The sequence below is a fragment of the Streptomyces sp. NPDC050485 genome, assembly GCF_044458185.1.
Taxonomy (GTDB): domain Bacteria; phylum Actinomycetota; class Actinomycetes; order Streptomycetales; family Streptomycetaceae; genus Streptomyces.
Genome location: NZ_JBITHR010000005.1, coordinates 333,959 through 360,558, shown reverse-complemented (window position 1 = coordinate 360,558; position 26,600 = coordinate 333,959). Strand labels below are relative to the sequence as shown.

Genomic DNA, 26,600 nt, shown 5'->3' with positions numbered 1-26,600 from the left:
GGTCCGCTCGACGATGAGCGATCCCATCGTCCCGCCGGACCCGGGGAGTCGGCCATACACGCGACCGAGGAGACCGCGGCCGATCGGCCGCGGTCATCCGGCGGTCTCACCCGTACAGCAGGTGCTTCCGGCGCACCGTGCGGAATGCCGTCAGGCCGGGCTGCCAGGCGGCCACCACCTCATCTGCCGTGGCGCCCGCGTCGATCATCGTCCGGACCAGCGCCGAACCCGTGAGCTTGTCGATCCAGAGGTCGGGGCGCCAGGCGAAACCGCTCCACACCCGCTTGGCGGTCACCAGGAGCATGATCCCGGTGCGTACCGGATCGTAGGACTCCCGGTCGTGGACGTGCAGTTGGACCCCGCCGACGGTCTTCCCCTGGAACTTGGAGAACGTCGGCGCGAAGTACGCCTCGCGGAACCGGACGCCGGCCGGGGCGAGTTCATTGAGCGCGGCCGCCCACCGGCCGTCGATCCCCTCGGCGCCGAGCAGTTCGAACGGCCGCGTCGTGCCCCGTCCCTCCGAAAGGTTCGTGCCCTCGAACAGGCAGCTGCCCGAGTACACCAGAGCCGTGTCCGGCGTCGGCATGTTCGGGCTCGGCGGCACCCACGGCAGCCCGGTGGCGTCGAAGAAGTCGGAGCGCCGCCACCCCGTCATGCGCACCGTCGTCAACTCGACTTTTCCACCCAGGAATTGGGTGTTGAAGAGCCCGGCGAGTTCGGCCGCCGTCATCCCGTGCGCCTGGGCGATCGGCTGCCGCCCGACGAAGGTCGCGAACGCCGGGTCGAGCACGGGACCGTACGCCGCCCGCCCGGTCACCGGATTGGGCCGGTCCAGGACGACGAACCGCTTGCCGGCGAGCGCCGCCGCCTCCATGCAGTCGTACAGCGTCCAGATGTAGGTGTAGAAGCGCGCGCCCACGTCCTGGATGTCGAAGACCACCGTGTCGACGCCCGAGGCGGTGAAGATGTCCGCCAGAGGCTGCCCGCTCTTCGTGTACGTGTCGTACACCGGAAGCCCGGTCGCCGGGTCGTTGGAACGGCCCTCGGAGCCACCCGCCTGCGCCGTGCCGCGGAAGCCGTGCTCGGGGCCGAAGACGGCCACCAGGTTCACCCGGTGGTCGGCGTGCATGACGTCCACGATGTGGCGTACGTCCGCCGTGACCCCGGTCGGGTTGGTGACCACCCCCACCCGCCGGCCGGACAGGGCGGCGTAGCCGTCGGCCGCGAGCCGGTCGAAACCGGTGCGGAGCGGATTCCTCCGGTCGTCGTCGGCGTGTGCAGGGGAGGCGGACGCCAAGGCTCCCGCCGCGACCGTGCCCGCGAGCAGACCCCGTCTGGACAGGCTCATCCGCACACCTCCGCGCTCGAACCGGCTGTCACGACCACGCACGCTAGCGGGCGGGGAGCCTGCGGGGAACGAGGCGAGTCGTCCGGGCGCGGCCCGGTGGTCGGCTCCTGGGGCTCCGCCCCATACGCGCCCTGCCAGGAGCGCGGGGAACTGCGCGACCAGCCACGCACGGTCGGGAGGCCGAAGGGCGGGTCAGGGGCGCGGGGAACCGCGCGACCGGCCACGCATGGTCCGCAGGCGGCAAGGCGGCAAGGCGGCAAGGCGGCAAGGCGGTGGGGGCAGGGCGCAGCCTCTGGGCGGGTGGCCATGCACGGTCCGCAGGCGAACGAGGGGCAGGGGGCGGGGCGCAGTCCCGGGGCCCCGGGGGGCTTCCCCCGCGACATACCGACTGGTTAGTCTGCCGTAGCATTCGGCACGCAGAGAGGCGGGTCTCGATGAGTACGGTCCAGGGGTTCCAGGGCGCCGCAGTGGTGGTCACCGGCGCGGGCGGCGGCATCGGCGCCGCCCTCGCCCGCAGATTCGCGGCCGAGGGCGCCCGGGTGGTCGTCAACGACCTGGATGCGGACAAGGCCCGCAGGACCGCCGAGGAGATCGGCGCCATCGCCGTGCCGGGCGACGCGTCGGCCGTCGTGGGACCGGCCCGCGAGGCGCTCGGCGGCCCCATCGACGTCTACTGCGCCAACGCGGGCCTGGGCTCCGGCGGTTCGGAGTCCGCGTCCGAGGACGTGTGGGCCGCGGCCTGGGACGTCAATGTGATGGCCCATGTGCGGGCCGCCCGCGAGCTGCTGCCCGACTGGCTGGAGCGCGGCAGCGGCCGCTTCGTCTCCACCGTGTCGGCGGCCGGCCTGCTCACCATGATCGGCGCGGCCCCGTACAGCGTCACCAAGCACGGCGCGCTCGCCTTCGCCGAATGGCTGTCGCTGACCTACCGCCACCGCGGCATCCAGGTCCACGCCATCTGCCCGCAGGGGGTGCGCACCGACATGCTGGCCGCCACCGGATCGGCCGGCGACCTCGTGCTCAAGCCCACCGCGATCGAGCCGGACGCCGTGGCCGACGCCCTCTTCGCGGCGATGGCCGACGACCGCTTCCTGGTGCTGCCGCACCCCGAGGTCGCCGACTACTACACCGCCCGCGCGGCCACCCCCGACCGCTGGCTGACCAGCATGAACCACCTCCAGCAGAAGTGGGAGGCGAACGCCGAATGACCTCGATCTACGCGGCCAAGCCCTGGCTCGCCCAGCTCAGCGAGGCCCAGCGGGCCCCCATCAGCCCGCCCGAGACCGTGCTGCACTCCTTCCGCGCCGCCGTCGACCGGGCGCCCGAACACACCGCGCTCGCCTACTTCGACGGGCGGCTCAGCTACCGCGAGACCGACGCCCTCTCCGACTCCGTGGCCGGTCACCTCGCCGCCCGGGGCCTGGTGCGCGGCGACCGCGTCGCGCTCATGCTCCAGAACACCCCGCACTTCGTGATCGCCCTGCTCGGCGCCTGGAAGGCGGGCGCCACCGTCGTCCCGCTCAACCCCATGTACAAGTCTGCCGAAGTCGCCCACGTGCTGAAGGACTCCGAGGCCGCCGCGCTGATCTGCTCCGACCGCGCCTGGGAGGGGTACCTGCGCGACACGGCGGCCGGCTCCCCGGTACGCATCGCGCTCACCGCCTGCGAACTCGACCTCCAGACGCGGAACGACGAGCGGGTCCTCGGCTTGGAGCGGCTGCCCCGCCCCGCCGACACCGACGACCTCGTGGCCGTCGCCCGACAAGGTCTGATCGCGCCCTCGGAACGGGAACTCTCCGCCCACGACACGGCGTTGATCAGTTACACCTCGGGCACCAGCGGGACCCCCAAAGGCGCGATGAACACCCATCGCGGCATCACCTACAACGCGGAGAGGCAGCGCACCGGACATCCGATACCCGAAGGCTCGGGCTACTTCGCGCTCGCGCCGCTCTTCCACATCACCGGCATGGTCTGCGAACTCGCCGCCTGCGTCGCCAACGCGGGCACCCTGATCCTGGCCTACCGCTTCCACCCGGGCGTCGTCCTCGACGCCTTCGCCGAGCACCGCCCCGCCTACACGGTCGGCCCCTCCACCGCCTTCATGGCGCTCGCGGCCACCCCCGGCGTCACCCGGGAGCACTTCGCCTCCTTCCAGGTGATCTCCTCGGGCGGCGCCCCGCTGCCGCCCGCGCTGGTCGAGAAGTTCCGCGAGGGCTTCGGACCGTACATCCGCAACGGATACGGACTGACCGAGTGCACCGCCCCCTGCGCCTCGGTACCGCCCGAGAAGGAGGCGCCCGTCGACCCGGTCTCCGGCACGCTCTCCGTCGGCGTGCCCGGACCCGAGACGGTCGTACGGATCGTCGGTCCCGCGGGCGAGGAGGTGCCCTTCGGCGAGCAGGGCGAGATCGTGGTGCGCGGGCCCCAGGTCGTGCCCGGCTACTGGCGCCGCCCCGAGGCCACCGCCGAGGCGTTCCCCGACGGCGAACTGCGCACCGGCGACATCGGCTTCATGGACCGGGACGGCTGGCTCTACGTGGTCGACCGCATGAAGGACATGATCAACGCGTCCGGGTTCAAGGTCTGGCCGCGCGAGGTCGAGGACGTCCTGTACACCCACCCGGCGGTCCGCGAGGCGGCCGTCGTGGGCATCCCCGACGCCTACCGGGGAGAGAGCGTCAAGGCGTACGTCAGCCTCCGCCCGGGCGCCGAAACCGGCCCGGCCGAGCTCGCCGAGTACTGCAAGGAGCGGCTCGCCGCCTACAAGTACCCGCGCGAGGTGGAGATCCTGCCGGAGCTTCCGAAGACCACGAGTGGGAAGATCCTCAGGCGGGAACTGCGCTCACCGGCGCACTGACCGGCAGGAACGACGAGCACAGCACGGTGCGCCCGCACGTGGCGCGCGTATGAGAAAGGTGGCGGCGATGGCCAAGGCTACGGACGGAAACGGCACCACCCCCGTCCCCCAGCGGCTGCTGGCCGCCGCCACCCGCCTCTTCGCGGAGAACGGCTACGACCGCACCTCCGTGCAGGAGATCGTCGAGGCGGCGGGTGTCACCAAGGGGGCGCTCTACCACTACTTCGGCTCCAAGGAGGACCTCCTTCAGGAGGTGTACGCGCGGGTGCTGCGGCTCCAGCAGGAGCGGCTCGACGCGTTCGCCGACGCGGACGAGCCGGTGGAGCGGCGGTTGCGTGAGGCGGCGGCGGATGTGGTGGTGACCACCATCGACAATCTGGACGACGCGGCGATCTTCTTCCGGTCCATGCATCACCTGAGCCCGGAGAAGAACAAGCAGGTCCGGGCGGAGCGGCGGCGGTACCACGAGCGGTTCCGGGCGCTCATCGAGGAGGGGCAGGCGGCGGGAGTGTTCTCGACGGCCACCCCGGCCGACCTGGTGGTCGACTATCACTTCGGCTCGGTGCACCACCTGTCGACGTGGTACCGGCCGGATGGTCCGCTGACCCAGCAGGAGGTCGCGGACCACTTGGCGGATCTGCTGCTCCGTGCGCTGCGGCCGTAGCGGGCTGTTTTTCCCCACCCCGCCCCTTCCCGAAACCCTCCGGGGGGTGGGGGTGGGAAGGTTGTTCCTGGGGGCTTCGCCCCCAAACCCCCTCCCGGTGCTGCGCCCCGGACCCCCTTGCGGGGCTGTGCCCCGGGCCCCCAGCGGCCGCGTCTGAGGTCCAGGGCCTGCCTGCCCCGCTGCTAGACGTACCGCTTCAGTTCCCGGTGGGCCAGTGAGCGTTGGTGTACCTCGTCCGGGCCGTCTGCGAGCCTCAATGTCCTTGCTGCGGCCCACAGTTCGGCCAGGGGGGTGTCCTGGCTCACGCCCGCCGCGCCGTGGAGTTGGACCGCGCGGTCGATGATGTCGACGACCGTGCGCGGGGTGGCGATCTTGATGGCCTGGATCTCGGTGTGCGCGCCGCGGTTGCCCACCGTGTCCATGAGCCAGGCCGTCTTCAGGACGAGCAGGCGCAGCTGCTCCACCGCGACGCGGGCGTCCGCGATCCACTCCTGGACCACGCCCTGCTGGGCGATGGGCCTGCCGAAGGCTGTACGGGAGACGGCCCGGCGGCACATCAGCTCGATCGCCCGCTCGGCCATGCCGATCAGCCGCATGCAGTGGTGGATCCGGCCGGGTCCGAGCCGGGCCTGGGCGATGGCGAAGCCGCCGCCCGCCTCGCCGACCAGGTTGCCCGCGGGCACCCGGGCCCCGTGGAAGACGACCTCGGCGTGACCGCCGTGGGAATGGTCCTCGTAGCCGTACACCCGCATGGCGCGGCGGACTTCGACGCCCGGGGTGTCGCGCGGCACCAGGATCATCGACTGCTGGCGGCGCACGTCCGCGTTGCCCGGATCGGTCTTGCCCATCACGATGAAGATCGTGCAGTCCGGGTTCATCGCCCCGGAGATGTACCACTTGCGTCCGGTGATGACGTACTCGTCGCCGTCCGCCTCGATCCGGGTCTCGATGTTCGTGGCGTCGGACGAGGCCACCGCCGGCTCGGTCATCGCGAACGCCGAGCGGATCTCACCGGCGAGCAGCGGCTCCAGCCACCGCTTCTTCTGCTCGGCGGTGGCGAACTGCGCCAGTACCTCCATGTTTCCGGTGTCCGGGGCCGCGCAGTTGAGGGCCGTCGGCGCCAAGTGCGGGGAGCGGCCGGTGATTTCGGCGAGCGGGGCGTACTGGAGGTTGGTGAGGCCGGCGCCATACTCCGCATCGGGCAGGAACAGGTTCCACAGGCCCTGCCTGCGGGCCTCCTTCTTGAGGTCCGCCACCACCTGCGGGGTGTCCCAGGGGGAGGCGAGCAGGGCGCGCTGCTCCTCGGCGGTGGCCTCGGCCGGGTAGACGTACTCGTCCATGAAGGCGAGGAGCTTGGTCCGCAACTCTTCGGTGCGGGCGTCGAATGCGAAGTCCATGACGGGAGTTCAGCCTTCCTGGAGGGTCGTGAGGCCGTGCGCGATGAAGACGGGGACCAGCTCGCCGATGCGGTCGAAGCCGGCCCCGACGGTCTGCCCGAGGGTGTAGCGGTAGTGGATGCCTTCGAGGATCACGGCGAGCTTGAACCAGGCGAACGCCGTGTACCAGGCGATGGCGGAGGTGTCGCGGCCGGAGCGGGCCGCGTACCGCTCGATCAGCTCGGCCGGGGAGGGGTGCCCGGCGGCGCCCGCCGTGGTGGAGATCGGCGAGTTGGGGAGTTCCAGGCGCGCGCTGTACATCACGAGCAGCCCGAGATCGGTCAACGGGTCGCCCAGGGTGGACATCTCCCAGTCGAGGACGGCCTTGATCCGGTCGTCGTCGCCGATCAGGACGTTGTCGAGGCGGTAGTCGCCGTGGATGACCGTGGGGGTGGGGGAGGCGGGCAGCTCGCGCCCGAGCGCCGCGTGCAACTCGTCGATGCCGGCCAGTTCGCGGTTGCGGGACGCGTCGAGCTGCTTGCCCCAGCGGCGCAGCTGGCGGTCGAGGAAGCCCTCGGGCCGCCCGAAGTCGCCGAGGCCCACCGCCTCGGGATCGACGGCGTGCAGCTCCACGAGCGTGTCGACCAGGCCGAGCACGGCCGCCCGGGTGCGCTCGGGACCGAGCGGGGCGAGCTGCCCGGCGGTGCGGTACGGCGTTCCGGCCACGTACTCCATGACGTAGAACGGCGCGCCGAGCACCGACTCGTCCTCGCACAGCAGCACCGGCTCGGGCACCGGGACGGCCGTCGGGTGCAGGGCGCTGATGACCCGGTGCTCGCGCTTCATGTCGTGCGCGGTGGCGAGCACATGGCCGAGCGGCGGGCGGCGCACGACCCACCGCCCGGTCCCGTCCGTGACGACGTACGTCAGGTTCGACCGGCCCCCCTCGATCAGCCGGGCCGTGAGCGGTCCGCTCACAAGGCCCGGACGCGCGCGGTCCAGGTATGCCCGCAGCTGCTCCGGGTCGAGGCCTGGCGGGGGGACTGTGCTCATGGTCGGCACCTCCGGAACGGGTCGGTCATGCTGTCCGAGGTCACGCTACCGACCAGTCGGTATGCCGTCCAGAGCGGACATCGATTTGAGGTCGCGGGTTCAGGGCCCGTGTCTGAACCCCGGCCCGGGCCTGCGGCGCTCAGCGGGGTTCAGAACAGTATGGCGACGGCGAAGCAGGCCAGGGCCATCACGCAGGCGGCCGCGCCGATCGCGGCGTGCACCCCGAGCACCCCCGGCCGCACGGCGCCGCTCAGGGCCCGGATGCGGCGGTGCGCGACGGTCAGAAACCCCAGCCACGCGAGTCCGCTGAGCGTCACCGCCGTGATCGCGACCGGTGAACTCCCTTTGTGCAGCGCCTGTTTGGCCGCGAGCAGCGCGGCCACCGTGCAGGCGAGCGTGGTACGCCGCCAGGCGAGCCGGGTCCGCTCCGGCTGGAGCCCCGGGTCCCGGGCGGGCGCGGGCATCAGCCGGCCCAGCCGAAGACGACGACCACCACCATCACCACGGCGACGACCGCGACGGCGAGGCCCAGCAAGGTCGGGAACCGCGTCACCGGCAGGTCCTCGCCGCGCCGCATGGCCCGCTCACAGCGCACCCAGTGGTTCACGGCGCGCACCGCGCACAGCACCCCCGCGGCGAGCAGCGCCAGCGCGAGGCCGACCCGGACGCCCCAGCGCAGCCCCGGCAGGAACTGGTCGACCGCGAAACCGCCTCCGATCAGCGCGAGCGATGTCCTGATCCAGGCCAGGAAGGTGCGCTCGTTTGCGAGCGAGAACCGGTAGTCGGGGGTCTCGCCCTCCTCGCCGATGCGCTGGGGCGCGAACCACAGCCGCACGGTCTGCCTGATCATGATCACTCGCCGCACCTTACCCGCGTGCCCTCAGGACGGGCCGAGCCCCGACGCGCGCAGCCGCCGCCAGGCCGCCAGCCCGTCCGGCACCCACTCCCACTCCTCGATCCGGCGCTCCAGCTCGGCCGGCGGGAGGAAGTCGTGCCAGGCGACCTCCGTCACCTGCGGGTGCACCGCGAGCTCGCAGCGCACTTCGTACACCGACGACCACCAGGTCTGCTCGCCGTTCTCGTAGAGGAACTTGAACAGCGGTACCGGCCGGGGCAGCCCGGACACCCCGAGCTCCTCCTCGGCCTCGCGCAGCGCCGCGGTGTCGTACGACTCGCCCGCACCGACCACCCCGCCGACGAACATGTCGTACAGGGCGGGGAAGACGAGCTTGTCCGGGGTGCGGCGGTGGACGAAGATCCGCCCCGCCGCGTCCCGGGCGAGGACGAAGACGCAGCGGTGGCGCAGGTTCTTCGCGTAGGCGTCGGCGCGCCGGGCCTGCCCGGTCACGGTGTCGTTCTCGTCGACGATGTCCAGGATTTCGTCAGCCGGATTCATGGCGCCATGAAATCACCGGCCGGCGGACCGCCGCACGCCCGGCGGAGACAAGTTCTCAGTGCGGCTGGAGGTCGTGGACCTCTTCCCTGGCGGCCGTGCCCGACGGCATCGCCGGATGCAGCCCGAGCAGCACGATGCCGGTCACGATCGCCGCGAGCCCGGCCGCCTCCCAGGCCAGCGCGCCCGCATCGGTACGCAGCCGGTCCCCGAGGAAACCGACCCCGCAGGCGATCCCGGCCAGCGGCTGGGCCGCCGTCAGGGCGGGCAGCGACATCCGCAGCGGGGCCGTCTCGAAGGCGCTCTGCACCAGCACGAGCCCGGTCACGCCGAGCGCGATCACCGCGTACGGCTGCCAGCTCGTCGTCAGCTCCGGCCAGCCGCCACTCGAAAGGCGCTGCCCGCTGACCCGCGTCAGCGCGTCCTGGAGGCCGTACAGCAGGCCCGCGGCGACGGCCAGCATGACCGGGGCCGCCACGCTGAGCCGGTCGTGCTTGGCGAGGGCGGCGAGCAGCAGCGCGACGCCGACCACCAGACCCACGATCAGCCAGTGCCGCAGCGGGCCGGCCACCGAGACGCTGCCGTGCGGCTGGCCCGCCACGATGAACGCCGTCACCCCGCACGCGAGCAGCGCGAGCCCCGCCCAGCCCTGGCGGCCCAGCGGCTGGCGGGTCTGGAGCCTGGAAAGCCACATGGCGAAGAACAGATTGGTCGCCACCAGCGGCTCGACCAGCGACACCTCGCCCCAGCCGAGCGCCAGCGCGCTCAGCGCCATGCCGGTCACCATCAGGCCTATCCCGGCCAGCCAGCGCGGCATCCGCACCAGGTCGAGCAGCAGCCGAGGCGACATGAAGTCGCTCAGCGGGGCGTGCTGCGCCGCGTTCTGCTGCAGCACGAACCCCGAGCCCAGACAGCACGCTGCGCTCACGGCGAGGACGAGGACCAGTACCGACACGACGTACACCTCAAGTACGGCCGGGGGCCGCTGACTTGGCCGACGATAGCGCCCTTGGGGCGCGGGCGCCCGTCGGGCGCCCGGACCCGGCCGGTTGACGCGGGTGGAGTGTGAACCGAAGATCAGACGCACGGGTGACGTGGCGGCGGACGAGCGGAGTGAGCGGCCCATGGCGTACGACGCCGATGTGATCGTGATCGGGGCCGGGCTCGCGGGCCTGGTGGCCACCGCCGAGCTGGCGGACGCGGGCAAGAAGGTGATCCTGCTCGACCAGGAGCCCGAGCAGTCGATCGGCGGCCAGGCCCACTGGTCGTTCGGCGGGCTCTTCCTCGTGGACTCGCCCGAGCAGCGCCGGATGCGGATCAAGGACAGCCGGGCGCTCGCGCTCCAGGACTGGTACGGCACGGCAGGCTTCGACCGGGCCGAGGACCACTGGCCGCGCAAATGGGCCGAGGCGTACGTCGACTTCGCGTCCGGTGAGAAGCGGGCCTGGCTGCATGCCCAGGGGGTCCGCTTCTTCCCCGTGGTGGGCTGGGCCGAGCGGGGCGGTTACGACGCCAACGGGCATGGGAACTCCGTCCCCCGCTTCCACATCACCTGGGGCACCGGGCCGGGCATCGTGGCCCCCTTCGAGCGGAGGGTGCGGGAGGCCGCCGCCCGCGGACTCGTGCGGTTCAAATTCCGGCACCGCGTTACGGGCCTCGGCCGCGGCGCCGGAGTGGTCGACACCGTGACCGGTGAGGTCCTGGAGCCGTCCGCCGCCCGGCGCGGGACCGCTTCCACCCGTGCCGTCACCGGCTCCTTCGAGCTTACGGCGCAGGCGGTCATCGTGACCAGCGGCGGCATCGGCGGCAACCACGACCTCGTCAGGTCCCAGTGGCCCCAGCGGCTCGGCACCCCGCCCGAGCACCTGCTGTCCGGCGTGCCCGCCCATGTGGACGGCCTGATGCTCGGCATCGCGGAGCAGGCGGGCGCCCACCACATCAACCGCGACCGGATGTGGCACTACACCGAGGGCATCCAGAACTGGAACCCCATCTGGGCCCGGCACGGCATCCGCATCCTGCCCGGCCCCTCCTCGCTCTGGCTGGACGCGCGCGGCAGCCGGCTGCCCGTGCCGCTCTTCCCCGGCTTCGACACCCTCGGCACCCTCGACCACATCATGAAGACGGGGTACGACTACACCTGGTTCGTGCTCGACCAGAAGATCATCGGCAAGGAGTTCGCCCTTTCGGGGTCCGAGCAGAACCCCGACCTCACCGGCAAGTCCGTCCGCGGGGTCATCGGGCGGGCCCGGGCCGATGTGCCGGGCCCGGTCAAGGCGTTCATGGACCACGGCGCCGACTTCGTGGTCGAGAAGGACCTCGCCTCGCTGGTGCGCGGCATGAACGCGCTCACCGAGGAGCCCCTCATCGAGGAGGCCGCGCTGCGCCGCGAGATCGTGGCCCGCGACCGCGAGATCGCCAACCCGTTCACCAAGGACCTCCAGGTCACCGCCATTCGCGGGGCCCGCAAGTACCTCGGCGACAAGCTCATCCGCACCGCGCCGCCGCACCGCATCCTCGACCCGAAGGCGGGCCCGCTGATCGCGGTCAAGCTGCACATCCTCACCCGCAAATCGCTCGGCGGCCTGGAGACCGACCTCTCCTCACGGGTCCTGACGGCGGGCGGCGAGCCGCTGCCCGGCCTGTACGCGGCGGGCGAGGCGGCCGGGTTCGGCGGCGGAGGCGTGCACGGCTACCGCTCCCTGGAGGGCACCTTCCTCGGCGGCTGCATCTTCTCGGGCCGGGCCGCGGGCCGGGCCGCCGCGAAGGCGGTGTCCTGAGGGGCAGCCGATGGGGCAGCCCGGGAGCCGGTCCTGCCCGATCGGCCAGGCGCCGTTGCCCGCGCGGTCAACTCCCGTGACCGCGGCTCGGCTTGGATGATCAAGCACGAGCCGGACCGGCCTTGACGTGGACCATCGGGTACCGCTTTGCTGTCGGCGACCATCGCGCACAGGTTCTGCGCACATTCGTGCCCACGAGGCATCGTCCCCACAGGAAGTACGCGGATGCCCCCGCCGCCGCCCCCGCTCGGCCGCCCCCGCCGAAGGGGCAGCCGGTCCTTCGACCCGGCCCTCGACGACACCGAACTCGCCACGGTACGGGACCAGTTGGCACAGGGCCGGTGGACCAGGGTCCGCTCGCTGCTCGGCGCGACCGGGGACGACTGGGACCGCCGCGGCCACCGCGTCACCGTGCTCGCCGAGCCCGCGACCAGCGCCGGCTGGGCCCGTGAGTGGCTGCTCGCCGAACCCGACAGCGCCGACGCCGCGGTCCTCTTCGCCTGCGCCGCCGTCCAGTGCTGTCTGCGCGGCAAGGAGTCCGAGGACCGCGCCCGCGCGGCCTGCCTGACTGCCGCCGGGCGGGCCCCCGCCGACCCGACCCCCTGGCTCGCGCTGCTCGCCCTGGCCCGCGCGCTCGGCACCGAGGACGAGACCGTGCGCGCCTTCGACGAAGTGCGGGCCCGCCACCCCGAGCACCACCACGCCCACCATCTGATGGCCGCCCGGCTGGCCGAGCGCCGCCCCGCCGAGGGACCCGACCCGCTGCACGAGGTGTACGATTTCGCCGCCGCCTCGGCCGCCCGCGCCCCCGCCGACTCCCCGCTCGCCCTGCTACCGCTGATCGCTCACACCGAGCGCTACCGGGTGCTCGCCGCAGCTGGAGGCGGGCCCGCCGGCCCCGCGACGTCCGGGCACTGGAGCGGCCGACGGGCCGCCCAGGTGATCAGGACCGCGTTCGACTGGTGGCTGGAATGGGAGCGCGAGGACCACCCGAGGGCCGGCGTCGACCTCAACTTCCTGGCCCACGCCAAGCACTGCGAGGGCCGCCCCGCCGAGGCCGCCGCACTCTTCCACCGCATCGGGCGCCACTTCACCCCGGCCCCCTGGTCCTACCCCGACCGCGATCCGTACCGTGCCTTCCACGCCGCGCGCACCGCCGCGCTCGGTTCCGTGTAGCGCGGGCCACGGCCGCCACCACGGCCGCACCCACGACCCTGTTCCGAAGCAGCACCGAAAGGCCAGACCCCGCATGCCGAGCCAGACCGACGAGACCGAGATCAGTACGTACAAGGGCCAGGAACGGGCGCTGCGCGCCGACCGCCTCGGCACCCCGGGGCTGCTGCTCTCGGTCCTCGCGGCGAGCGCGCCCCTGATGGTCGTGGCCGGGGTGATGCCCACCGCGTACGCCGCGATGGGCGTCGTCGGACAGCCGCTGCTCTTCCTCATCCTCGGCGCGGTCCTCGCGCTGTTCAGCATCGGGTACGCCGAGATGAGCCGCCATGTGCACAACGCGGGCGCGTTCTACGCGTACATAGCGCGCGGCCTCGGCCCGACCGCGGGCGCCGCCGCCTCCTATGTGGCGCTGGCCGCCTACAGCGCGCTCCAGGTCGGCATCTACGGCATGTTCGGCTTCGAGGTCTCCGGGCTCCTCGACACCTACGCCCATGTGACCATCGACTGGTGGGTGCCCGCGATCCTCGCGGTCGCGCTGGTCGGCGGGCTCGCCTGGCTGAAGATCGACCTCAACGCCAAGGTGCTCGGCGTGCTGCTCGTCATCGAGGTCGCGCTCGTCGTCGTCTTCGACGGCGCCGCCATGGCGAAACCGGCCACCGGCGGGCTCTCGCTGCACGCCTTCAACCCGCACACCCTGACCGGGCCCGGCGTCGGCATCGCCCTGTGCTTCTGCGTCGCCGCGTTCACCGGCTTCGAGCAGGCCCCGGTGTACGCGGAGGAGACCAGCCGCCCCAACGTCGTCGTCAAGCGCGTCATGTTCCTCGCCGTGGGATTCACCGCCGTCTTCTTCGCGCTCAGCTCCTGGGCGCTGACGCTGGCGACCGGCCCGCGCGACATCGTGGACTCCGCGCAGAAGCAGGGCCCGGAGCTGCTGTTCGCGCTGGCCGAGAAGAACCTCGGCAGCACGTTCACCGACGTGCTCCACGTGCTGTTCGTCACCGGCATGTTCGCGGCGCTGCTCAGCTTCCACAACGTCGTCGCCCGGTACGTCTTCGCCATGGGCCGCGAGGGGCTGCTGCCCGCCGGCTTCGGCCGGACCAGCAGCACCAGCGGGGCCCCGGCGGGCGGCTCGCTCCTGCAGACCGTGATCTCGGTGGTCGTCGTGGCCGCCTTCGTGCTCACCGACCACTGGCCGGCCGGCGACCCGACCGCCCCGGTCATGCACCTGTTCACCTGGATGGGCAACGTCGGCGCGCTCGGCGTGATCCTCCTGATGGCCGCATCCTCGCTCGCCGTGATCGTCTTCTTCGTCCGCAGGGGAGCGGCCGGGGCCCAGCTGTGGCGGCTGCTCGCCGCGGGTGCCGCCGGCATCGCGCTGCTCGGCATCGCCGCGTACACCGTCAAGGACTTCCACGTGCTGGTCGGCGCGGGGCCCGACGACGCGCTCAACTGGGTGCTGCCCGCGATCATCGTGCTGGCGCTGCTCGCCGGCCTGGCCTACGGGCTCGTGCTGCGCGCGCACCGGCCCGAGGTGCACGCCCGGATCGGGCTCGGCAACGAGGCCTTCCAACTGGAGCGGACGGCCGTCGCGGAGCGGGGCGGCGTGCCGGGCCGCCGCGAACCCGGCAGGGAGGAGTCGGGCCGCACCGCCGAGCTGTGAGTCGGCTCGGGGAATTCTGACGGAACGGTGACGTACGGCCGTGACCCCTGGCAGGACCGGGCCGCGGGTGTTCGAATCGTCGGGTGACAGCAGAACAACCGGAACCACCCCCGAGGACCGAGCCGCGCGGCGCCCCCGTCGGGCGCCGACTCGTGCTCGGCATGCTCGGACTCGGCGTGGCCGGGGTCGCCTCCGCGCGCTATGTCCAGCAGGGCCTGGAGTCGTTCCTGGGCGCCGCCGCCGACAAGGACCCCACCGGGCTCACCAGTCTGCTGCCCAACGGCGGCGGCTTCCGCTACTACTCGGTCACCGCCTCCGTGCCGCACCGGAGCGCCGCCGACTACCGGCTCACCGTCGACGGCATGGTCACCCGGCCGGCGACGTACACGCTCGACGCGCTGCGCGCGCTGCCGCAGACCCGGCTGGTGCGCGATGTGCAGTGCGTGACCGGGTGGCGGGTGCCCGGCACCCCTTTCGCGGGGGTGCAACTGTCCCGGCTCCTCGATGCCGCGGGGGTCCGGCCGGGAGCCGGGGCGGTCCGCTTCACCTGCTTCGACGGCGCCTACAGCGAGAGCCTCACCCTCGAACAGGCCCGCCGCGACGACGTGTTGATCGCCCTGAGCATGCAGGACAAGCCGGTCAGCCACGCCCACGGCGGGCCCGCCCGGCTGTATGTGGCGCCCATGTACTTCTACAAGTCGGCGAAATGGCTCTCCGGGATCACCGTGACGGAGCAGGTCCAGCGGGGATTCTGGGAGGAGCGAGGCTATGACACCGACGCCTGGGTCGGCCGGTCCAATGGACGCGAAGACACCCCCACCGGCTGAACTCCCGTACCGAGTACGGAGGTTCACGCCGGGGGAGCGGTGGGTGCACCGGGCCACGGCCTGGCTGATGGGCGCCTGTGTGGTCACCGCGGCGATCCTGTACGTCCCGCAGTTCGCGGAGGCGGTCGGCCGGCGGGAACTGGTGGTGCGGGTGCACGAGATCTGCGGGGTGCTGCTGCCCGTGCCGGTCCTGCTCGGCCTCGTCTCCCGGGCGTTCCGCGCGGATCTCGGTCGCCTCAACCGCTTCTGGCCGTACGACCGCACCTGGCTGCGCAGCGCGCTGCGCCGGGAGCGCGAGCCGCGGCCGGCCGGCAAGTTCAACGCCGGGCAGAAGGTGTACACGGGCTGGATCGCGGGGGCGGCCCTGGTGATGCTGGGCACCGGGCTGCTGATGTGGTTCACGCATCTCGCGGCCATCGAGGTGCGGATCGGCGCGACCTTCGTACACGACTGGCTGTCGCTGGCCGTCGGCATCGTCATCGCCGGGCATGTGTGGATGGCGCTCGGCGACCCGGAGGCACGCCGTGGCATGCGCACCGGGTCGGTCGAGCGCCCGTGGGCCGAGCGGGAGCACCCTTTGTGGGAGCCGGAGCTAGACGAGGAGTGACAGCAGGAGCACGAAGCCGAGCGACACCACGGAGATGATCGTCTCCATCACCGACCAGGTCTTGATCGTCTGGCCGACGTCCATCCCGAAGTACTCCTTGACCAGCCAGAACCCGGCGTCGTTGACATGGCTGAAGAAGAGCGAACCGGCGCCGACGGCCAGTACGAGCAGGGCCGTGTGCGCGGTCGACATGTCGGCCGCGAGCGGTGCGACGAGCCCCGCCGCCGAGATGGTCGCCACGGTCGCCGAGCCGGTCGCGAGCCGGATCGCGACCGCGATCAGCCAGGCGAGCAGCAGCGCCGGAATCGCCCAGTGCTGGGAGAAGTCCAGGATCATCCGGCCCACGCCGACATCGATCAGCGTCTGCTTGAAGCCGCCGCCCGCGCCCACGATCAGCAGGACGCCCGCGATCGGCGCGAGCGACTTCTCGACGGTGGCCGAGATCCGCTCCTTGGTGAATCCGGCCGCCCGGCCCAGCGTGAAGATGCCGACGAGGACGGCCGCGAGCAGCGCGATGAGCGGCGAGCCGACGACGTCGGTGACCCGCTGGACGTGGTTCTTCGGATCGTCGATCACGATGTCGACCAGCGCCTTGGCCAGCATCAGGACGACCGGAAGCAGCACGGTGGTGATGGTCGCGCCGAAGCTCGGCCGCTTCTCCAGGTCCTCCGAGGGGCGCCCCGGAAGCATCTTCTCGGGGGCCGGGATGTCGACCCAGCGGGCCGCGTACTTCGAGAACAGGGGCCCCGCGATGATCACGGTCGGCACGGCGACCACCACACCGAGCGCGAGCGTCACCCCGAGATTGGCGCCGATCGCGTCGATGGCGACCAGCGGGCCGGGGTGCGGCGGGATCAGCCCGTGCATCACCGAGAGACCGGCGAGCGCGGGGATGCCGATCCGCATCAGCGAGTAGTTGCCGCGCTTGGCGACGAGCAGCACCACGGGGATCAGCAGCACGATGCCGACCTCGAAGAACAGCGGAAGCCCGATGATCGAGGCGATGGCCACCATCGCCCAGGGCATCGCCCGCCCGCCGGACTTGCCGGCCTTGGCGAGGATGGTGTCGACGATCTGGTCCGCGCCGCCGGAGTCGGCGAGCAGCTTGCCGAGGATGGCGCCGAGCGCGATCAGCACGCCCACCCCGGCGACCGTGCTGCCGAGGCCGGTGCTGAAGCTGGCGATGGCCTTGTCCAGCGGTGCGCCCGCGAAGGCGCCGAGTGCCAGCGAGCCGATGGTCAGGGCGAGGAAGGCGTGCAGTTTGAACCGGGTGATGAGCAGGACGATGACGGCGATGCCCGCGAGTACGGCAATGCCCAGCTGGGTGTTGCCGGCCGAGGTGATCGGCTCCGTGGCGCCCGCTGCCAGGAACTCGACGCTGAGTCTGGTCACGGTGGTGATTCCTTAGATGGAGAGCGGTCGCAGCGCGGCGGCGGCCCGCTCGGCGATTTCCTCGGGGGTGCCGGACACATCGACGGCGACGCCGGCCTCGTCGGCCCCCAGCGGCTGGAGGGTGGCGAACTGCGAATCGAGCAGCGCGGCCGGCATGAAGTGCCCGGTGCGCTGCGACATCCGCCGCTCGATGAGCCCGCGGTCACCGGTCAGGTGCAGGAAGACCAGTCCGGGGGCGGCCGCCCGCAGCCGGTCGCGGTAGCTCCGCTTGAGCGCGGAGCTGCTGACCACCCCGCCGAGCCCGGCCCGCCCGTGCGCCCAGGCGCCGATCGCGTCGAGCCAGGGCCGGCGGTCGGCGTCGTCCAGCGGGATGCCCGCGGACATCTTGGCCACGTTCGCCGCGGGGTGGAAGTCGTCGCCCTCGGCGTAGGGGACGCCGAGCAGGTCCGCGACCAGCGGCCCGATGGTGGTCTTGCCGGTCCCGGCCACGCCCATCACGACGATGGTCAAAGGGGATTTCATGCGGGTGGTGCCTCGCTGTCTTCATCGACATCGATGTCCGTCGCGCACACTCAAACCCATTAGGTACGACATATTCAAGAGCTCGTGATGTAAAAGTCATACTTTTGAGGCCTCGATGGTGCCCCGTAGGCTTGGCCCATGACGACTGCGGCCCGGGGGCTCCACACGCATGTGCTCGACAGCCTGGGCCTCGCGATCACCGCGGGGGAGTACCCGCCGGGCAGCGTGCTGCGCACCGACGAGATCGCCGAGCGCTTCGACGTCTCGCGCACCGTGGTCCGCGAAGTGGTGCGGGTCCTGGAATCCATGTACCTGGTCGAGTCCAGACGCCGGGTCGGCGTGACCGTACAGCCGCCCGAGCAGTGGAACGTGTACGACCCGCAGGTCATCCGGTGGCGCCTGGCGGGCGCCGACCGGCCGCGCCAGTTGCGCTCCCTGACCGTGCTGCGCTCCGCCGTGGAGCCGGTCGCGGCCGGCCTCGCCGCCCTGCGGGCCACCCCCGCCCAATGTGCCGATCTCACCGAGCGGGCCCTCGGCATGGTCGCCACCTCGCGCGGCCGCCAGTTGGAGGCGTACCTCGTGCACGACGTGGCCTTCCACCGGATCGTGCTCAACGCGTCCGGCAACGAGATGTTCGCCCGGCTCGGCGATGTGGTGGCCGAGGTCCTCACCGGCCGCACCCACCACCAGGTGATGTTCCCCGACCCCGACCCGGCCGCCGTCACTTTGCATGTGCGGGTGGCCGAGGCGGTGCGCGAGCGCGATGCCGCGGAGGCCGAGCGGCTGACCCGGGAGATCGCGGTCGGCGCCCTCCAGGAACTGGACGTACTCGCTCCATAGGTACCCTAGGCAACAAAAAACGTTCACCGGATACCTTTTAGTTACCTCTGAAACACCTCAAATCTGTCTCTACGTGACATTGGACACTGCCAAACTGTGCCGACAGCCGGGACTATGGGCCGCTGGTCCGTGCCAAGGTGACGACTAGTCACTGCCAAGGTGACGACCTGCATCACCGGTACGGCCGGTCCCGCACGACCGCATGACCCCTCACAAAGGCGAACTACTCCATGAGTGACCGCACCATGCCTGCGGCCGAGACCCAGGATGCCCCCGCGGGGGCATCGACGGGCACCCCCCACATCGACGCCGGTGACGCCGGTTACAGCAAGGACCTCAAGTCCCGCCATATCAACATGATCGCCATCGGCGGCGCGATAGGCACCGGCCTCTTCCTCGGTGCCGGCGGCCGGATGGCGGGCGCGGGCCCCTCGCTCGCGATCGCCTACGCGGTCTGCGGCGTCTTCGCGTTCTTCGTCGTACGGGCCCTCGGCGAGCTCGTGCTCTACCGCCCCTCCTCGGGCGCCTTCGTCTCCTACGCCCGTGAGTTCATGGGCGAGAAGGGCGCCTACACGGCGGGCTGGCTGTACTTCCTCAACTGGTCGACGACCGCCGTCGCCGACATCACCGCGGCCGCGACCTACGCCCACTTCTGGGCCATGTTCAGCAACGTCCCGCAGTGGATCCTCGCGCTGATCGCGCTGGCCGTGGTGCTCACCGCCAACCTCATCTCGGTGAAGTACTTCGGCGAGATGGAGTTCTGGTTCGCGATCATCAAGGTGGTCGCCCTGGTCGCCTTCATGCTGGTCGGCATCTTCCTGGTGGTGACCCAGCACAACGTGGACGGCTCCACGCCGGGCCTGGCCAACATCACCAGCCACGGCGGCATCTTCCCGATGGGCATGCTGCCCATGCTGCTCGTCATCCAGGGCGTCGTCTTCGCGTACGCGTCGGTCGAGCTGTGCGGCGTCGCCGCCGGTGAGACCGAGAACCCGCAGAAGATCCTGCCCAAGGCGATCAACTCGATCATGTGGCGCGTCGGCATCTTCTACGTCGGCTCGGTGGTGCTGCTCGCGCTGCTGCTCCCGTACACCGAGTACTCCGAGGGCCAGAGCCCGTTCGTCACCGTCCTCGACAAGATCGGCGTCCCGGCCGCGGCCGGCGTGATGAACCTGGTGGTCCTCACCGCGGCCCTCTCCAGCCTGAACTCGGGCCTGTACTCCACCGGCCGCATCCTGCGCTCGATGGCGATGGCGGGCTCCGCGCCCAAGTTCACCGGCCTGATGAACAAGGGCCAGGTGCCCTACGGCGGCGTGCTGCTCACCGCGGGATTCGGCGTCCTCGGCGTCGGCCTGAACGGCTTCGTGCCCAACGACGCCTTCGAGATCGTGCTGAACTTCGCCTCCATCGGCATCCTCGGCACCTGGGCGATGATCATGATCTGCTCGCTGCTGTTCTGGCGCCGCGCCCAGCAGGGCGGCGTGCAGCGCCCGTCCTACCAACTGCCGTGGGCCCCGTACACGCAGATCGTGACGCTGGTCTTCCTCGCGACCGTGGCTTTCCTGATGTGGTACGGCGGGGGCGTCGGCCGCACCACGATCTACTGCCTCCCGATCATCGCGGCGCTGCTCGTCGGCGGCTGGTACCTGGTCCGCAAGCGGGTCTCCGCGATCGCCTCGGGCGAGTAGGCGGCCCGGCTGCTTGAGCGGGCGGCATCCCCGGTTCCGGGGGTGCCGCCCTTTTCATGCCTCTGTGCGTACGTGCTGCAAGCGCGCCGCGGCCGCCGCGAGCACCATCTCAAGGGCCGCCGGGTAGGCGCTGCGGCGCATCTCCGCCACCAGGACCGGCGCGGTCGCGGCCACATGCGGATGGGTGTCCGCCGGAAGCCGCGCGTACCGCTCCCGCCAGGCCCGCTCCTCCAGCTCCCGGGACTCCTCGGGCAGCGTGAGCACCGCCGCGTCGATCGCCGCGAACGACAGCGCCTGGTCGACGAAGACGTGGTAGATCCGCACCGCCTCGGCGTCCGGGAACCCGGCCCCGCGCAGAATCCCGAGGATCGTCTCCACCGACCGCATCTCGTGGGCCCGCCCGGTGACCCGCGTGAAGGTGAGCAGCGCCGCCTGCGGATGGGCCTGGTAGTCGGCGTGGATGCGCAGCCCGAGCGAGCGCAGGTCGGCCCGCCACTCGCCGGTCGGCCGCCAGCAGCGCAGCGTACGGCCGATGAGCTCGTCGGCCACCGCGAGCAGCAGGTCGTCGGTGTCGCGGAAATAGCGGTAGAGCGCGCTCGGGTCCGCGCCGAGCGCCGTGCCGAGCCGGCGCACCGTGAGCGCCGCCGCCCCGTGCTCGCCGATCAGCCGCAGCGCGGTCCGGACGATCAGCTCCTCGGACAGCACCGTGCCCAGCTTGGTGGGTCGGCGGCGCCGCCGCTCCCCGTCCGCCACGACTCGCTCGCTCATGGGCCGCCACCCTACGAAGCCGCGGAGTTTATGACAACGGCGTTGACGAAGTGAGTTCACCGGGAGTTCGATGTGCCGCCATCGGGGCCGATCAGCGCCCCTCGGCGAAGGAGCGACCGTGCGCACTCCCTACGGCAGTGACCCACCCGTTCTGCACAAGAGCCTCGGAGTCCTCGACGGCATCGCCATCGCCGCCTCCTCCACGGCGGCCACCACCAGCATCGGCATCGGCCTCGGCGTCACGGCGGGCGCGGTGGGCCTGCACCTGCCGATCGTCATGCTGCTCGCGTTCGTGCCGATCCTCGGCATAGCGAGCGCCTACACCCGGCTCAACAAGGTCGAGCCCAATATGGGCAGCGGCTATGTGTGGGTCGGCCGCTCGCTCAGCCCCTGGCTGGGCTTCCTGACCGGCTGGATCGGCATCGTCTCGACCGTCGTCTTCCTCTCCTACACCACCGCCGTCACCGGCTCCGCCCTGCTCCAACTCGCGGGCGAGGCAGGCCTGCACGAGCTCGGTGGGCTGCGCCTGAACCCCGACTCCACGGCCCAGTCCACCGCCATCGGCATCGTCATCCTGGTGGCCGTCACCTTCACCGCCGTCGTCGGCACCCGCTCGGCCGCCACCCTCCAGAAGTGGCTCCTGGTCTTCGAGTACGCGGTGCTGCTCGGCTTCTGCGGCTACGGACTCCTCAAGGGCCCGCACCCCTTCAGCCTCGACTGGCTGAACCCGTTCACCATCCCCTCGGGCCAGGCCCTCGCCCAAGGGCTGCTGCTGTCCGTCTTCTGCTACTGGGGGTTCGAGTCGACCTTCAGCGTGAACGAGGAGATCCGCGACCCCGAGGACGCCTCCAAGGCCGGACTCATCACCCTGTTCACCATGCTCGGCCTGTTCCTGCTCGGCTCCTTCGCCTTCCAACGGGTGCTCTCCGCAGACGAGTTGGTGGGCCACGGCGCCCAGGGGCTCACCTTCTTCGGCGACCGGCTCGCCTCCCAGCCGCTCGCCGCGCTCCCGCTGGTCGCGCTGACCTTCTCGGCCGTCGCCTCGCTCCAGTCCGGTGTCATCCCCACCGTGCGCGGCATGTTCGCGATGAGCCGCGACCGCACACTGGGCCCGCTCTGGCTCAAGGTCAGCCCCAGGTACGGGACTCCGGCGGCGGGCACGATCGCCATCGGCTGCGTCGCCGCGGCCATCGCCGTCCTCTCGCTCCTCATCCCCAAGATCGGCGACCTGATCCTGGCCTCCGTCAACGCGATCGGGATCGTGGTGTCCCTCTACTACGCGCTGACCGCGCTGGCCGCCGCGAGCCGCTTCCGCGGGGCGCTGCGGGAGAGCGTGGGAGAGGCTGTACGCGCCGTCGTCATCCCGGTCCTCAGCGCACTGTTCCTGCTCGGCCTCGGCGGCTACCTCGGCTGGACCTTCTACACCTCCGCCGACCACTTCGAAGTCAGCCCCGACAACGGGTGGTTCATGCTCACCTGCCCGGCGGTGATGGTGCTCAGCGGCTTCGTCGCCGCGGCCTGGGCCAAATGGGTAAGGAAATCCCCGTACTTCGTCACCGGCCTCTCGACGATGGAAACGGACCCGGCACCGCTCGGCGCCCCCGAAGCCGCCTGAACCACCCCCGTACCGACCCGTACAGAATGGATCCGCACATGCGCCACACCCCCGCCGACCTCGTCTTCACCGGCGGCCCGGTCCTCACCCTGGACGCCGCCCGCTCCCGCGCCACCACCGTGGCCGTCACCGGGGAGCGCGTCACCGCCGTCGGCCACGACGAGGTGCGCGAGCTGATCGGCCCGAGGACCGAAGTCGTGGACCTCGCGGGGAAGTTGCTGATCCCCGGCTTCCAGGACGCCCATGTCCACCCGGTGTCGGCGGGCATCGAGCTGGCCCGCTGCGACCTCACGGGCACCCGCACGGCGGCCGACACCCTGGCGGCCGTACGGGCCTACGCCGACGCCCACCCCGGCCAGGAGTGGATCACCGGCGGCGGCTGGTCCATGGAGGCCTTCGACGGCGGCAGCCCCACCCGGGACCTCCTCGACCGCGTCGTGCCCGACCGGCCCGTCTACCTCCCCAACCGCGACCACCACGGAGCCTGGGTCAACACCCGCGCCCTCGTCCTCGCCGGGATCACCCGGGACACCCCCGACCCCGCCGACGGCCGCATCGAGCGCGACGCCTTGGGCGAGCCCACCGGACTCCTCCAGGAGGGTGCCATGGACCTGGTCGGCCGGCACACCCCCCGCTCCACCCCCGCCGAACGCCGCGCGGCACTGCTGCGCGCCCAGGCGCACCTCCACTCGTACGGGATCACCGCCTGGCAGGACGCGATCGTCGGCAGTTTCGGCTCGATGGACGACCCGGCGGACGCCTATCTGGCCGCCGCCCGCGACGGCTCGCTGACCGCTCGGGTCGTCGGCGCCCTGTGGTGGGACCGCGAGCGCGGCGCCGAGCAGATTCCCGAACTGGTCGAGAAGCGGCGCGAGTTGAGCCACGGCCGGTTCCGCGCCGGATCGGTGAAGATCATGCAGGACGGCGTGGCGGAGACCGGCACCGCGGCGCTGCTCGGCCCGTACCTGGACGCCTGCGGCTGCGCCACCGCCAACTCGGGCACCAGCTTCGTCGACCCGGTCGAACTGCGCTCGTACGTAACCCAGTTGGACGCGCTCGGCTTCCAGGCGCACTTCCACGCGCTCGGCGACCGGGCCGTGCGCGAGGCGCTCGACGCGGTGCGGGCGGCCCGCGAGGCCAACGGGTGGACCGACACCCGGCCGCACCTCGCACACCTCCAGATCGTCCACCCCGACGACATCGACCGCTTCCGTGAACTCGGCGCCACCGCCAACATCCAGCCCCTGTGGGCCGCCCACGAACCCCAGATGGACGAGCTGACCATCCCCTTCCTCGGCGAGGAACGGGCGGGCCGGCAGTACCCGTTCGGGGCGCTGCTCCGCTCCGGGGCGACCGTCGCCGCGGGCTCCGACTGGCCGGTCAGCAGCCCCGACCCGATGCACGGCATCCACACCGCCGTGAACCGGATCACCCCCGAGGAGCAGGGCCCCGTCTTCCTGCCCGAGCAGCGGATCACGCTGACCGCCGCGTTCGCCGCGTACACGGCGGGTACGGCGTATGTGAACCACCTGGACGACACCGGCTCGATCCGCCCGGGCGCCCTCGCCGACCTGGCGGTGCTCGACCGGGACCCCTACGCGGGCCCGCCCGAGGAGATCGGCGCGACCCGCGTGCTGCGGACCTACGTCGGCGGCCGACGGGTGCACGATGCCGCCTCGTAGGGTGTATTCCTGAGACACCGGACGGTACGAACCAGAGAGTGGGGCGGCATGTCGCAGCAGGTCCAAGGGGTCATCGCACCGGGGAAGAACCAGCCCGTACGGGTCGAGACCATCGTGGTGCCGGACCCGGGCCCCGGCGAGGCGGTGGTCAAGATCCAGGCCTGCGGCGTGTGCCACACCGACCTGCACTACAAGCAGGGCGGCATCAACGACGACTTCCCGTTCCTGCTCGGCCACGAGGCGTCCGGGATCGTGGAGTCGGTGGGCGAGGGCGTCACCGATGTCGCGCCCGGCGACTTCGTGATCCTCAACTGGCGTGCGGTGTGCGGCAATTGCCGGGCCTGCCTGCGCGGCCGCCCGCAGTACTGCTTCAACACCCACAACGCGAAGCAGAAGATGACGCTGCTTGGGGGCACCTCCCTGGCCGGAGGCCTTGGGGGAGGCACCGAGCTGTCTCCCGCCCTCGGCATCGGCGCGTTCGCCGAGAAGACCCTGGTCGCGGCCGGGCAGTGCACCAAGGTCGACCCGGCGGTCTCCCCGGCCGTGGCGGGCCTGCTCGGCTGCGGCGTGATGGCCGGCATCGGCGCGGCCATCAACACCGGCAACGTCGGCCGGGGCGACTCGGTCGCCGTCATCGGCTGCGGCGGCGTCGGCGACGCGGCGATCGTGGGCGCCCGGCTGGCGGGCGCGGCCCGGATCATCGCCGTCGACATCGACGACCGCAAACTGGCCACGGCGAAGACGATGGGCGCCACGCACACCGTCAACTCCCGCACACAGGACGCCGTCGAGGCGATCCGAGAGCTCACCGGCGGCAACGGCGCGGACGTCGTCATCGAGGCGGTGGGCCACCCCGAGACGTACAAGCAGGCGTTCTACGCCCGCGACCTGGCGGGCACGGTCGTGCTGGTGGGCGTACCGACACCGGACATGACCCTGGAACTCCCTCTCCTGGACGTCTTCGGCCGAGGCGGCGCCCTGAAGTCCTCCTGGTACGGGGACTGCCTGCCGTCCCGGGACTTCCCGATGCTGATCGATCTGCACCAGCAGGGCCGGATCGACCTCGGAGCGTTCGTGACCGAAACGATCGCGCTCGATGAGGTCGAAAAGGCCTTTGAGCGGATGCACGAGGGTGATGTGCTGCGCTCGGTGGTGGAGTTCTGATGACCGTTCGCGCACGTATCGATCATCCTCCCGCTGTGGAAGCAGACCCACCCCGGATGCCTCCCGGACGCCGAACTGGCGCACAGCCAGCGGGTGTTGATCGCCGGTACGGAGCTGGAGGTCATTCACACCCCGGGCCACGCCCCGGGCGCGGTCTGCCTCCACGCCCCGTCCCTCGGCACGGTCTTCACCGGCGACACCCTCTTCGCCGGCGGCCCCGGCGCGACGGGCGCTGCGCCGGCTGAGCGGTAGGTCGGCTGCGGGCTGTCCGTGGCTGGTCGCGCAGTTCCCCGCGCCCCTAAGGGCCCAGCCCGTACACTCCCCGAGCCGTCCCCCCGAAAACCGCCGCGCGCTCGGCCGCGCTCAACCCCGCCGTAAGCTCCCGAGCCGCATCGAGCACACCCGCGTACGACGCCGCCAGCCCGCACACCGGCCAGTCCGACCCCCACATCACCCGCCCCGCCCCGAACGCGGAGAGCACGGTTTCCGCATAGGGCTGAAGATCGCGCACACTCCACCGCGCCCAGGACGCCTCCGTCACCATCCCCGACAGCTTGCACACGGTGTGGGGCAGCGCGGCGAGCGCGCGGACCGCCGAAGCCCAGGGCTCCAGTGCCCCCGTGGCGATGGGCGGCTTCCCCAAGTGGTCGAGCACAAAGGTGAGTTCGGGGTGCAGGGTGGCGGCCCGCACACAGACGGGCAGTTGCCGGGACGTGACCACCAGGTCGTAGGCGAGCCCCGCCGACGCGACCGCCCGGAGCCCGCGCCGTACATCGTCGCGCAGCAGCCACTCGGGATCCGGCTCCCCCTGCACCTGGTGCCGGATCCCCACCAACCGCCCCCCGCCCGGTAGTTGACGCAGCCGGGCCAGTTCATCGGCTATGCCCGGGGCGGTGAGGTCGGTCCAGCCGACGACCCCCGCGACGAGACCGCTGCCGTCCGCGAGCGCCAGGAACTCCGGGGTCTCCTCGGCCACCGGCACGGTCTGTACGAGTACGGTCGCCGTGACCCCGGCGGATGCGGCCTCCGGACGGAGGTCGTCAAGGGTGAAGTTCCGGCGGAGCAGGGCGAGTTCGGGCCCCGTGATCCAGTCCTGGTCGCGGACGCCCAGGTCCCACACATGGTGGTGGGCATCGACGAAGTCCGCTTCCCGCACGGGGCGGGGGGCACTCACGAAGGCCTCGCCCA

At 71.7% G+C, this 26,600-nt stretch carries 24 protein-coding genes and 1 pseudogene; 14 read left to right on the top strand and 11 right to left on the bottom strand.

All coding sequences use genetic code 11. The features are described 5' to 3' along the window. Positions 1 to 106: 106 nt before the first annotated feature. Positions 107 to 1,348, bottom strand: coding sequence for an exo-beta-N-acetylmuramidase NamZ domain-containing protein (locus tag ACIBK6_RS13460; RefSeq protein WP_399051333.1), 1,242 nt, complete (start codon positions 1,346 to 1,348; stop codon positions 107 to 109). A gap of 434 nt (positions 1,349 to 1,782) precedes the next feature. On the opposite strand from ACIBK6_RS13460, the gene ACIBK6_RS13455 reads away from it, so the two are divergent. The 3 genes from ACIBK6_RS13455 (at position 1,783) to ACIBK6_RS13445 (ending at position 4,872) form a co-directional block, all read left to right on the top strand. Beyond that, positions 1,783 to 2,556, top strand: a complete 774-nt coding sequence (locus ACIBK6_RS13455; protein WP_399051332.1) for an SDR family oxidoreductase — start codon at positions 1,783 to 1,785, stop codon at positions 2,554 to 2,556. Further along, a complete protein-coding gene (locus ACIBK6_RS13450; RefSeq protein WP_399051331.1) occupies positions 2,553 to 4,208 on the top strand; it encodes a class I adenylate-forming enzyme family protein in 1,656 nt (551 codons plus the stop codon). The genes ACIBK6_RS13455 and ACIBK6_RS13450 overlap by 4 nt, the downstream gene beginning before the upstream one ends. Before the next feature lie 67 nt (positions 4,209 to 4,275). Next, the gene (locus ACIBK6_RS13445) at positions 4,276 to 4,872 is read left to right on the top strand and encodes a TetR/AcrR family transcriptional regulator (RefSeq protein ID WP_399051330.1); all 597 of its coding nucleotides are present in this window, start codon (positions 4,276 to 4,278) and stop codon (positions 4,870 to 4,872) included. A 182-nt stretch (positions 4,873 to 5,054) separates the two neighbouring features. Here ACIBK6_RS13445 and ACIBK6_RS13440 read toward each other — a convergent pair whose 3' ends face one another. The 6 genes from ACIBK6_RS13440 to ACIBK6_RS13415 form a co-directional block, all read right to left on the bottom strand. Next, on the bottom strand, positions 5,055 to 6,269 hold the full coding sequence (locus tag ACIBK6_RS13440) for an acyl-CoA dehydrogenase family protein (RefSeq protein ID WP_399051329.1): 1,215 nt from the start codon (positions 6,267 to 6,269) through the stop codon (positions 5,055 to 5,057). A 9-nt stretch (positions 6,270 to 6,278) separates the two neighbouring features. Further along, positions 6,279 to 7,301, bottom strand: coding sequence for a phosphotransferase family protein (locus tag ACIBK6_RS13435; protein ID WP_399051328.1), 1,023 nt, complete (start codon positions 7,299 to 7,301; stop codon positions 6,279 to 6,281). A 149-nt stretch (positions 7,302 to 7,450) separates the two neighbouring features. Continuing rightward, complete coding sequence (locus ACIBK6_RS13430) at positions 7,451 to 7,765, bottom strand: DUF202 domain-containing protein (protein ID WP_399051327.1); 315 nt, start codon at positions 7,763 to 7,765, stop codon at positions 7,451 to 7,453. Further along, the gene (locus tag ACIBK6_RS13425; RefSeq protein ID WP_399051326.1) at positions 7,765 to 8,151 is read right to left on the bottom strand and encodes a YidH family protein; all 387 of its coding nucleotides are present in this window, start codon (positions 8,149 to 8,151) and stop codon (positions 7,765 to 7,767) included. Before ACIBK6_RS13425 ends, ACIBK6_RS13430 begins: the two co-directional genes overlap by 1 nt. A 30-nt stretch (positions 8,152 to 8,181) precedes the next feature. After that, the gene (locus ACIBK6_RS13420) at positions 8,182 to 8,697 is read right to left on the bottom strand and encodes an NUDIX hydrolase (RefSeq protein WP_399051325.1); all 516 of its coding nucleotides are present in this window, start codon (positions 8,695 to 8,697) and stop codon (positions 8,182 to 8,184) included. Between the two features lie 55 nt (positions 8,698 to 8,752). Further along, the gene (locus tag ACIBK6_RS13415; RefSeq protein WP_399051324.1) at positions 8,753 to 9,649 is read right to left on the bottom strand and encodes a DMT family transporter; all 897 of its coding nucleotides are present in this window, start codon (positions 9,647 to 9,649) and stop codon (positions 8,753 to 8,755) included. A 169-nt stretch (positions 9,650 to 9,818) separates the two neighbouring features. Between ACIBK6_RS13415 and ACIBK6_RS13410 the strand changes: the two genes are divergently transcribed. The 5 genes from ACIBK6_RS13410 to ACIBK6_RS13390 all read left to right on the top strand — a co-directional run bounded on the left by ACIBK6_RS13410 (position 9,819) and on the right by ACIBK6_RS13390 (position 15,741). Continuing rightward, entirely contained in the window at positions 9,819 to 11,474 is a 1,656-nt protein-coding gene (locus ACIBK6_RS13410; protein ID WP_399051323.1) for an FAD-binding dehydrogenase, read from the top strand. A gap of 225 nt (positions 11,475 to 11,699) precedes the next feature. Continuing rightward, on the top strand, positions 11,700 to 12,650 hold the full coding sequence (locus ACIBK6_RS13405; RefSeq protein ID WP_399051322.1) for a hypothetical protein: 951 nt from the start codon (positions 11,700 to 11,702) through the stop codon (positions 12,648 to 12,650). Between the two features lie 73 nt (positions 12,651 to 12,723). Next, on the top strand, positions 12,724 to 14,307 hold the full coding sequence (locus ACIBK6_RS13400; protein ID WP_399051321.1) for an APC family permease: 1,584 nt from the start codon (positions 12,724 to 12,726) through the stop codon (positions 14,305 to 14,307). 83 nt (positions 14,308 to 14,390) lie between these two features. Further along, a complete protein-coding gene (locus ACIBK6_RS13395; RefSeq protein WP_399051320.1) occupies positions 14,391 to 15,134 on the top strand; it encodes a molybdopterin-dependent oxidoreductase in 744 nt (247 codons plus the stop codon). Then, on the top strand, positions 15,106 to 15,741 hold the full coding sequence (locus tag ACIBK6_RS13390; protein WP_399051319.1) for a cytochrome b/b6 domain-containing protein: 636 nt from the start codon (positions 15,106 to 15,108) through the stop codon (positions 15,739 to 15,741). The genes ACIBK6_RS13395 and ACIBK6_RS13390 overlap by 29 nt, the downstream gene beginning before the upstream one ends. On the opposite strand, the gene ACIBK6_RS13385 is transcribed toward ACIBK6_RS13390, so the two are convergent. Then, on the bottom strand, positions 15,727 to 17,133 hold the full coding sequence (locus ACIBK6_RS13385) for a gluconate:H+ symporter (protein ID WP_399051318.1): 1,407 nt from the start codon (positions 17,131 to 17,133) through the stop codon (positions 15,727 to 15,729). The genes ACIBK6_RS13390 and ACIBK6_RS13385 overlap by 15 nt on opposite strands. Before the next feature lie 12 nt (positions 17,134 to 17,145). Next, positions 17,146 to 17,655 (bottom strand): gluconokinase, encoded by a 510-nt coding sequence (locus ACIBK6_RS13380; RefSeq protein WP_399051317.1) that lies wholly within the window; start codon positions 17,653 to 17,655, stop codon positions 17,146 to 17,148. A gap of 138 nt (positions 17,656 to 17,793) precedes the next feature. Here ACIBK6_RS13380 and ACIBK6_RS13375 point away from each other — a divergent pair, with 138 nt between their 5' ends. Together ACIBK6_RS13375 and ACIBK6_RS13370 are read left to right on the top strand one after the other, a co-directional pair. Beyond that, the gene (locus ACIBK6_RS13375) at positions 17,794 to 18,495 is read left to right on the top strand and encodes a FadR/GntR family transcriptional regulator (RefSeq protein WP_399051316.1); all 702 of its coding nucleotides are present in this window, start codon (positions 17,794 to 17,796) and stop codon (positions 18,493 to 18,495) included. Between the two features lie 230 nt (positions 18,496 to 18,725). Continuing rightward, positions 18,726 to 20,183, top strand: coding sequence for an amino acid permease (locus tag ACIBK6_RS13370; RefSeq protein WP_399051315.1), 1,458 nt, complete (start codon positions 18,726 to 18,728; stop codon positions 20,181 to 20,183). 54 nt (positions 20,184 to 20,237) lie between these two features. Here the strand turns inward: ACIBK6_RS13370 and ACIBK6_RS13365 are convergent, their stop codons facing one another. Beyond that, positions 20,238 to 20,951, bottom strand: a complete 714-nt coding sequence (locus ACIBK6_RS13365) for a TetR/AcrR family transcriptional regulator (RefSeq protein ID WP_399051314.1) — start codon at positions 20,949 to 20,951, stop codon at positions 20,238 to 20,240. Between the two features lie 118 nt (positions 20,952 to 21,069). Between ACIBK6_RS13365 and ACIBK6_RS13360 the strand changes: the two genes are divergently transcribed. The 4 genes and pseudogenes from ACIBK6_RS13360 to ACIBK6_RS13345 form a co-directional block, all read left to right on the top strand. Next, complete coding sequence (locus ACIBK6_RS13360) at positions 21,070 to 22,566, top strand: APC family permease (protein ID WP_399051313.1); 1,497 nt, start codon at positions 21,070 to 21,072, stop codon at positions 22,564 to 22,566. A gap of 38 nt (positions 22,567 to 22,604) precedes the next feature. Continuing rightward, the gene (locus tag ACIBK6_RS13355; RefSeq protein WP_399051312.1) at positions 22,605 to 24,248 is read left to right on the top strand and encodes an amidohydrolase; all 1,644 of its coding nucleotides are present in this window, start codon (positions 22,605 to 22,607) and stop codon (positions 24,246 to 24,248) included. A 48-nt stretch (positions 24,249 to 24,296) separates the two neighbouring features. Next, the gene (locus ACIBK6_RS13350; protein WP_399051311.1) at positions 24,297 to 25,412 is read left to right on the top strand and encodes an S-(hydroxymethyl)mycothiol dehydrogenase; all 1,116 of its coding nucleotides are present in this window, start codon (positions 24,297 to 24,299) and stop codon (positions 25,410 to 25,412) included. Positions 25,413 to 25,439: 27 nt separating this feature from the next. Further along, positions 25,440 to 25,643 (top strand): annotated as a pseudogene (locus ACIBK6_RS13345) (MBL fold metallo-hydrolase); the annotation flags it as partial. A gap of 67 nt (positions 25,644 to 25,710) precedes the next feature. Here ACIBK6_RS13345 and ACIBK6_RS13340 read toward each other — a convergent pair. Further along, positions 25,711 to 26,586 carry an amidohydrolase family protein gene (locus ACIBK6_RS13340; protein WP_399051310.1) on the bottom strand — a complete coding sequence of 292 codons (876 nt, stop codon included), beginning with the start codon at positions 26,584 to 26,586 and terminating at the stop codon, positions 25,711 to 25,713. Between the last annotated feature and the right edge of the window lie 14 nt (positions 26,587 to 26,600).

Coding starts and splice junctions, on each gene's coding strand:
- ACIBK6_RS13420 (WP_399051325.1), bottom strand. CDS start 8,697: ATGAATCCGGCTGACGAAATCCTGGACATCGTCGACGAGAACGACACC.
- ACIBK6_RS13350 (WP_399051311.1), top strand. CDS start 24,297: ATGTCGCAGCAGGTCCAAGGGGTCATCGCACCGGGGAAGAACCAGCCC.
- ACIBK6_RS13455 (WP_399051332.1), top strand. CDS start 1,783: ATGAGTACGGTCCAGGGGTTCCAGGGCGCCGCAGTGGTGGTCACCGGC.
- ACIBK6_RS13440 (WP_399051329.1), bottom strand. CDS start 6,269: ATGGACTTCGCATTCGACGCCCGCACCGAAGAGTTGCGGACCAAGCTC.
- ACIBK6_RS13425 (WP_399051326.1), bottom strand. CDS start 8,151: ATGATCAGGCAGACCGTGCGGCTGTGGTTCGCGCCCCAGCGCATCGGC.
- ACIBK6_RS13410 (WP_399051323.1), top strand. CDS start 9,819: ATGGCGTACGACGCCGATGTGATCGTGATCGGGGCCGGGCTCGCGGGC.
- ACIBK6_RS13430 (WP_399051327.1), bottom strand. CDS start 7,765: ATGCCCGCGCCCGCCCGGGACCCGGGGCTCCAGCCGGAGCGGACCCGG.
- ACIBK6_RS13380 (WP_399051317.1), bottom strand. CDS start 17,655: ATGAAATCCCCTTTGACCATCGTCGTGATGGGCGTGGCCGGGACCGGC.
- ACIBK6_RS13365 (WP_399051314.1), bottom strand. CDS start 20,951: ATGAGCGAGCGAGTCGTGGCGGACGGGGAGCGGCGGCGCCGCCGACCC.
- ACIBK6_RS13400 (WP_399051321.1), top strand. CDS start 12,724: ATGCCGAGCCAGACCGACGAGACCGAGATCAGTACGTACAAGGGCCAG.
- ACIBK6_RS13370 (WP_399051315.1), top strand. CDS start 18,726: ATGAGTGACCGCACCATGCCTGCGGCCGAGACCCAGGATGCCCCCGCG.
- ACIBK6_RS13450 (WP_399051331.1), top strand. CDS start 2,553: ATGACCTCGATCTACGCGGCCAAGCCCTGGCTCGCCCAGCTCAGCGAG.
- ACIBK6_RS13375 (WP_399051316.1), top strand. CDS start 17,794: ATGACGACTGCGGCCCGGGGGCTCCACACGCATGTGCTCGACAGCCTG.
- ACIBK6_RS13355 (WP_399051312.1), top strand. CDS start 22,605: ATGCGCCACACCCCCGCCGACCTCGTCTTCACCGGCGGCCCGGTCCTC.
- ACIBK6_RS13445 (WP_399051330.1), top strand. CDS start 4,276: ATGGCCAAGGCTACGGACGGAAACGGCACCACCCCCGTCCCCCAGCGG.
- ACIBK6_RS13405 (WP_399051322.1), top strand. CDS start 11,700: ATGCCCCCGCCGCCGCCCCCGCTCGGCCGCCCCCGCCGAAGGGGCAGC.
- ACIBK6_RS13460 (WP_399051333.1), bottom strand. CDS start 1,348: ATGAGCCTGTCCAGACGGGGTCTGCTCGCGGGCACGGTCGCGGCGGGA.
- ACIBK6_RS13435 (WP_399051328.1), bottom strand. CDS start 7,301: ATGAGCACAGTCCCCCCGCCAGGCCTCGACCCGGAGCAGCTGCGGGCA.
- ACIBK6_RS13390 (WP_399051319.1), top strand. CDS start 15,106: ATGGACGCGAAGACACCCCCACCGGCTGAACTCCCGTACCGAGTACGG.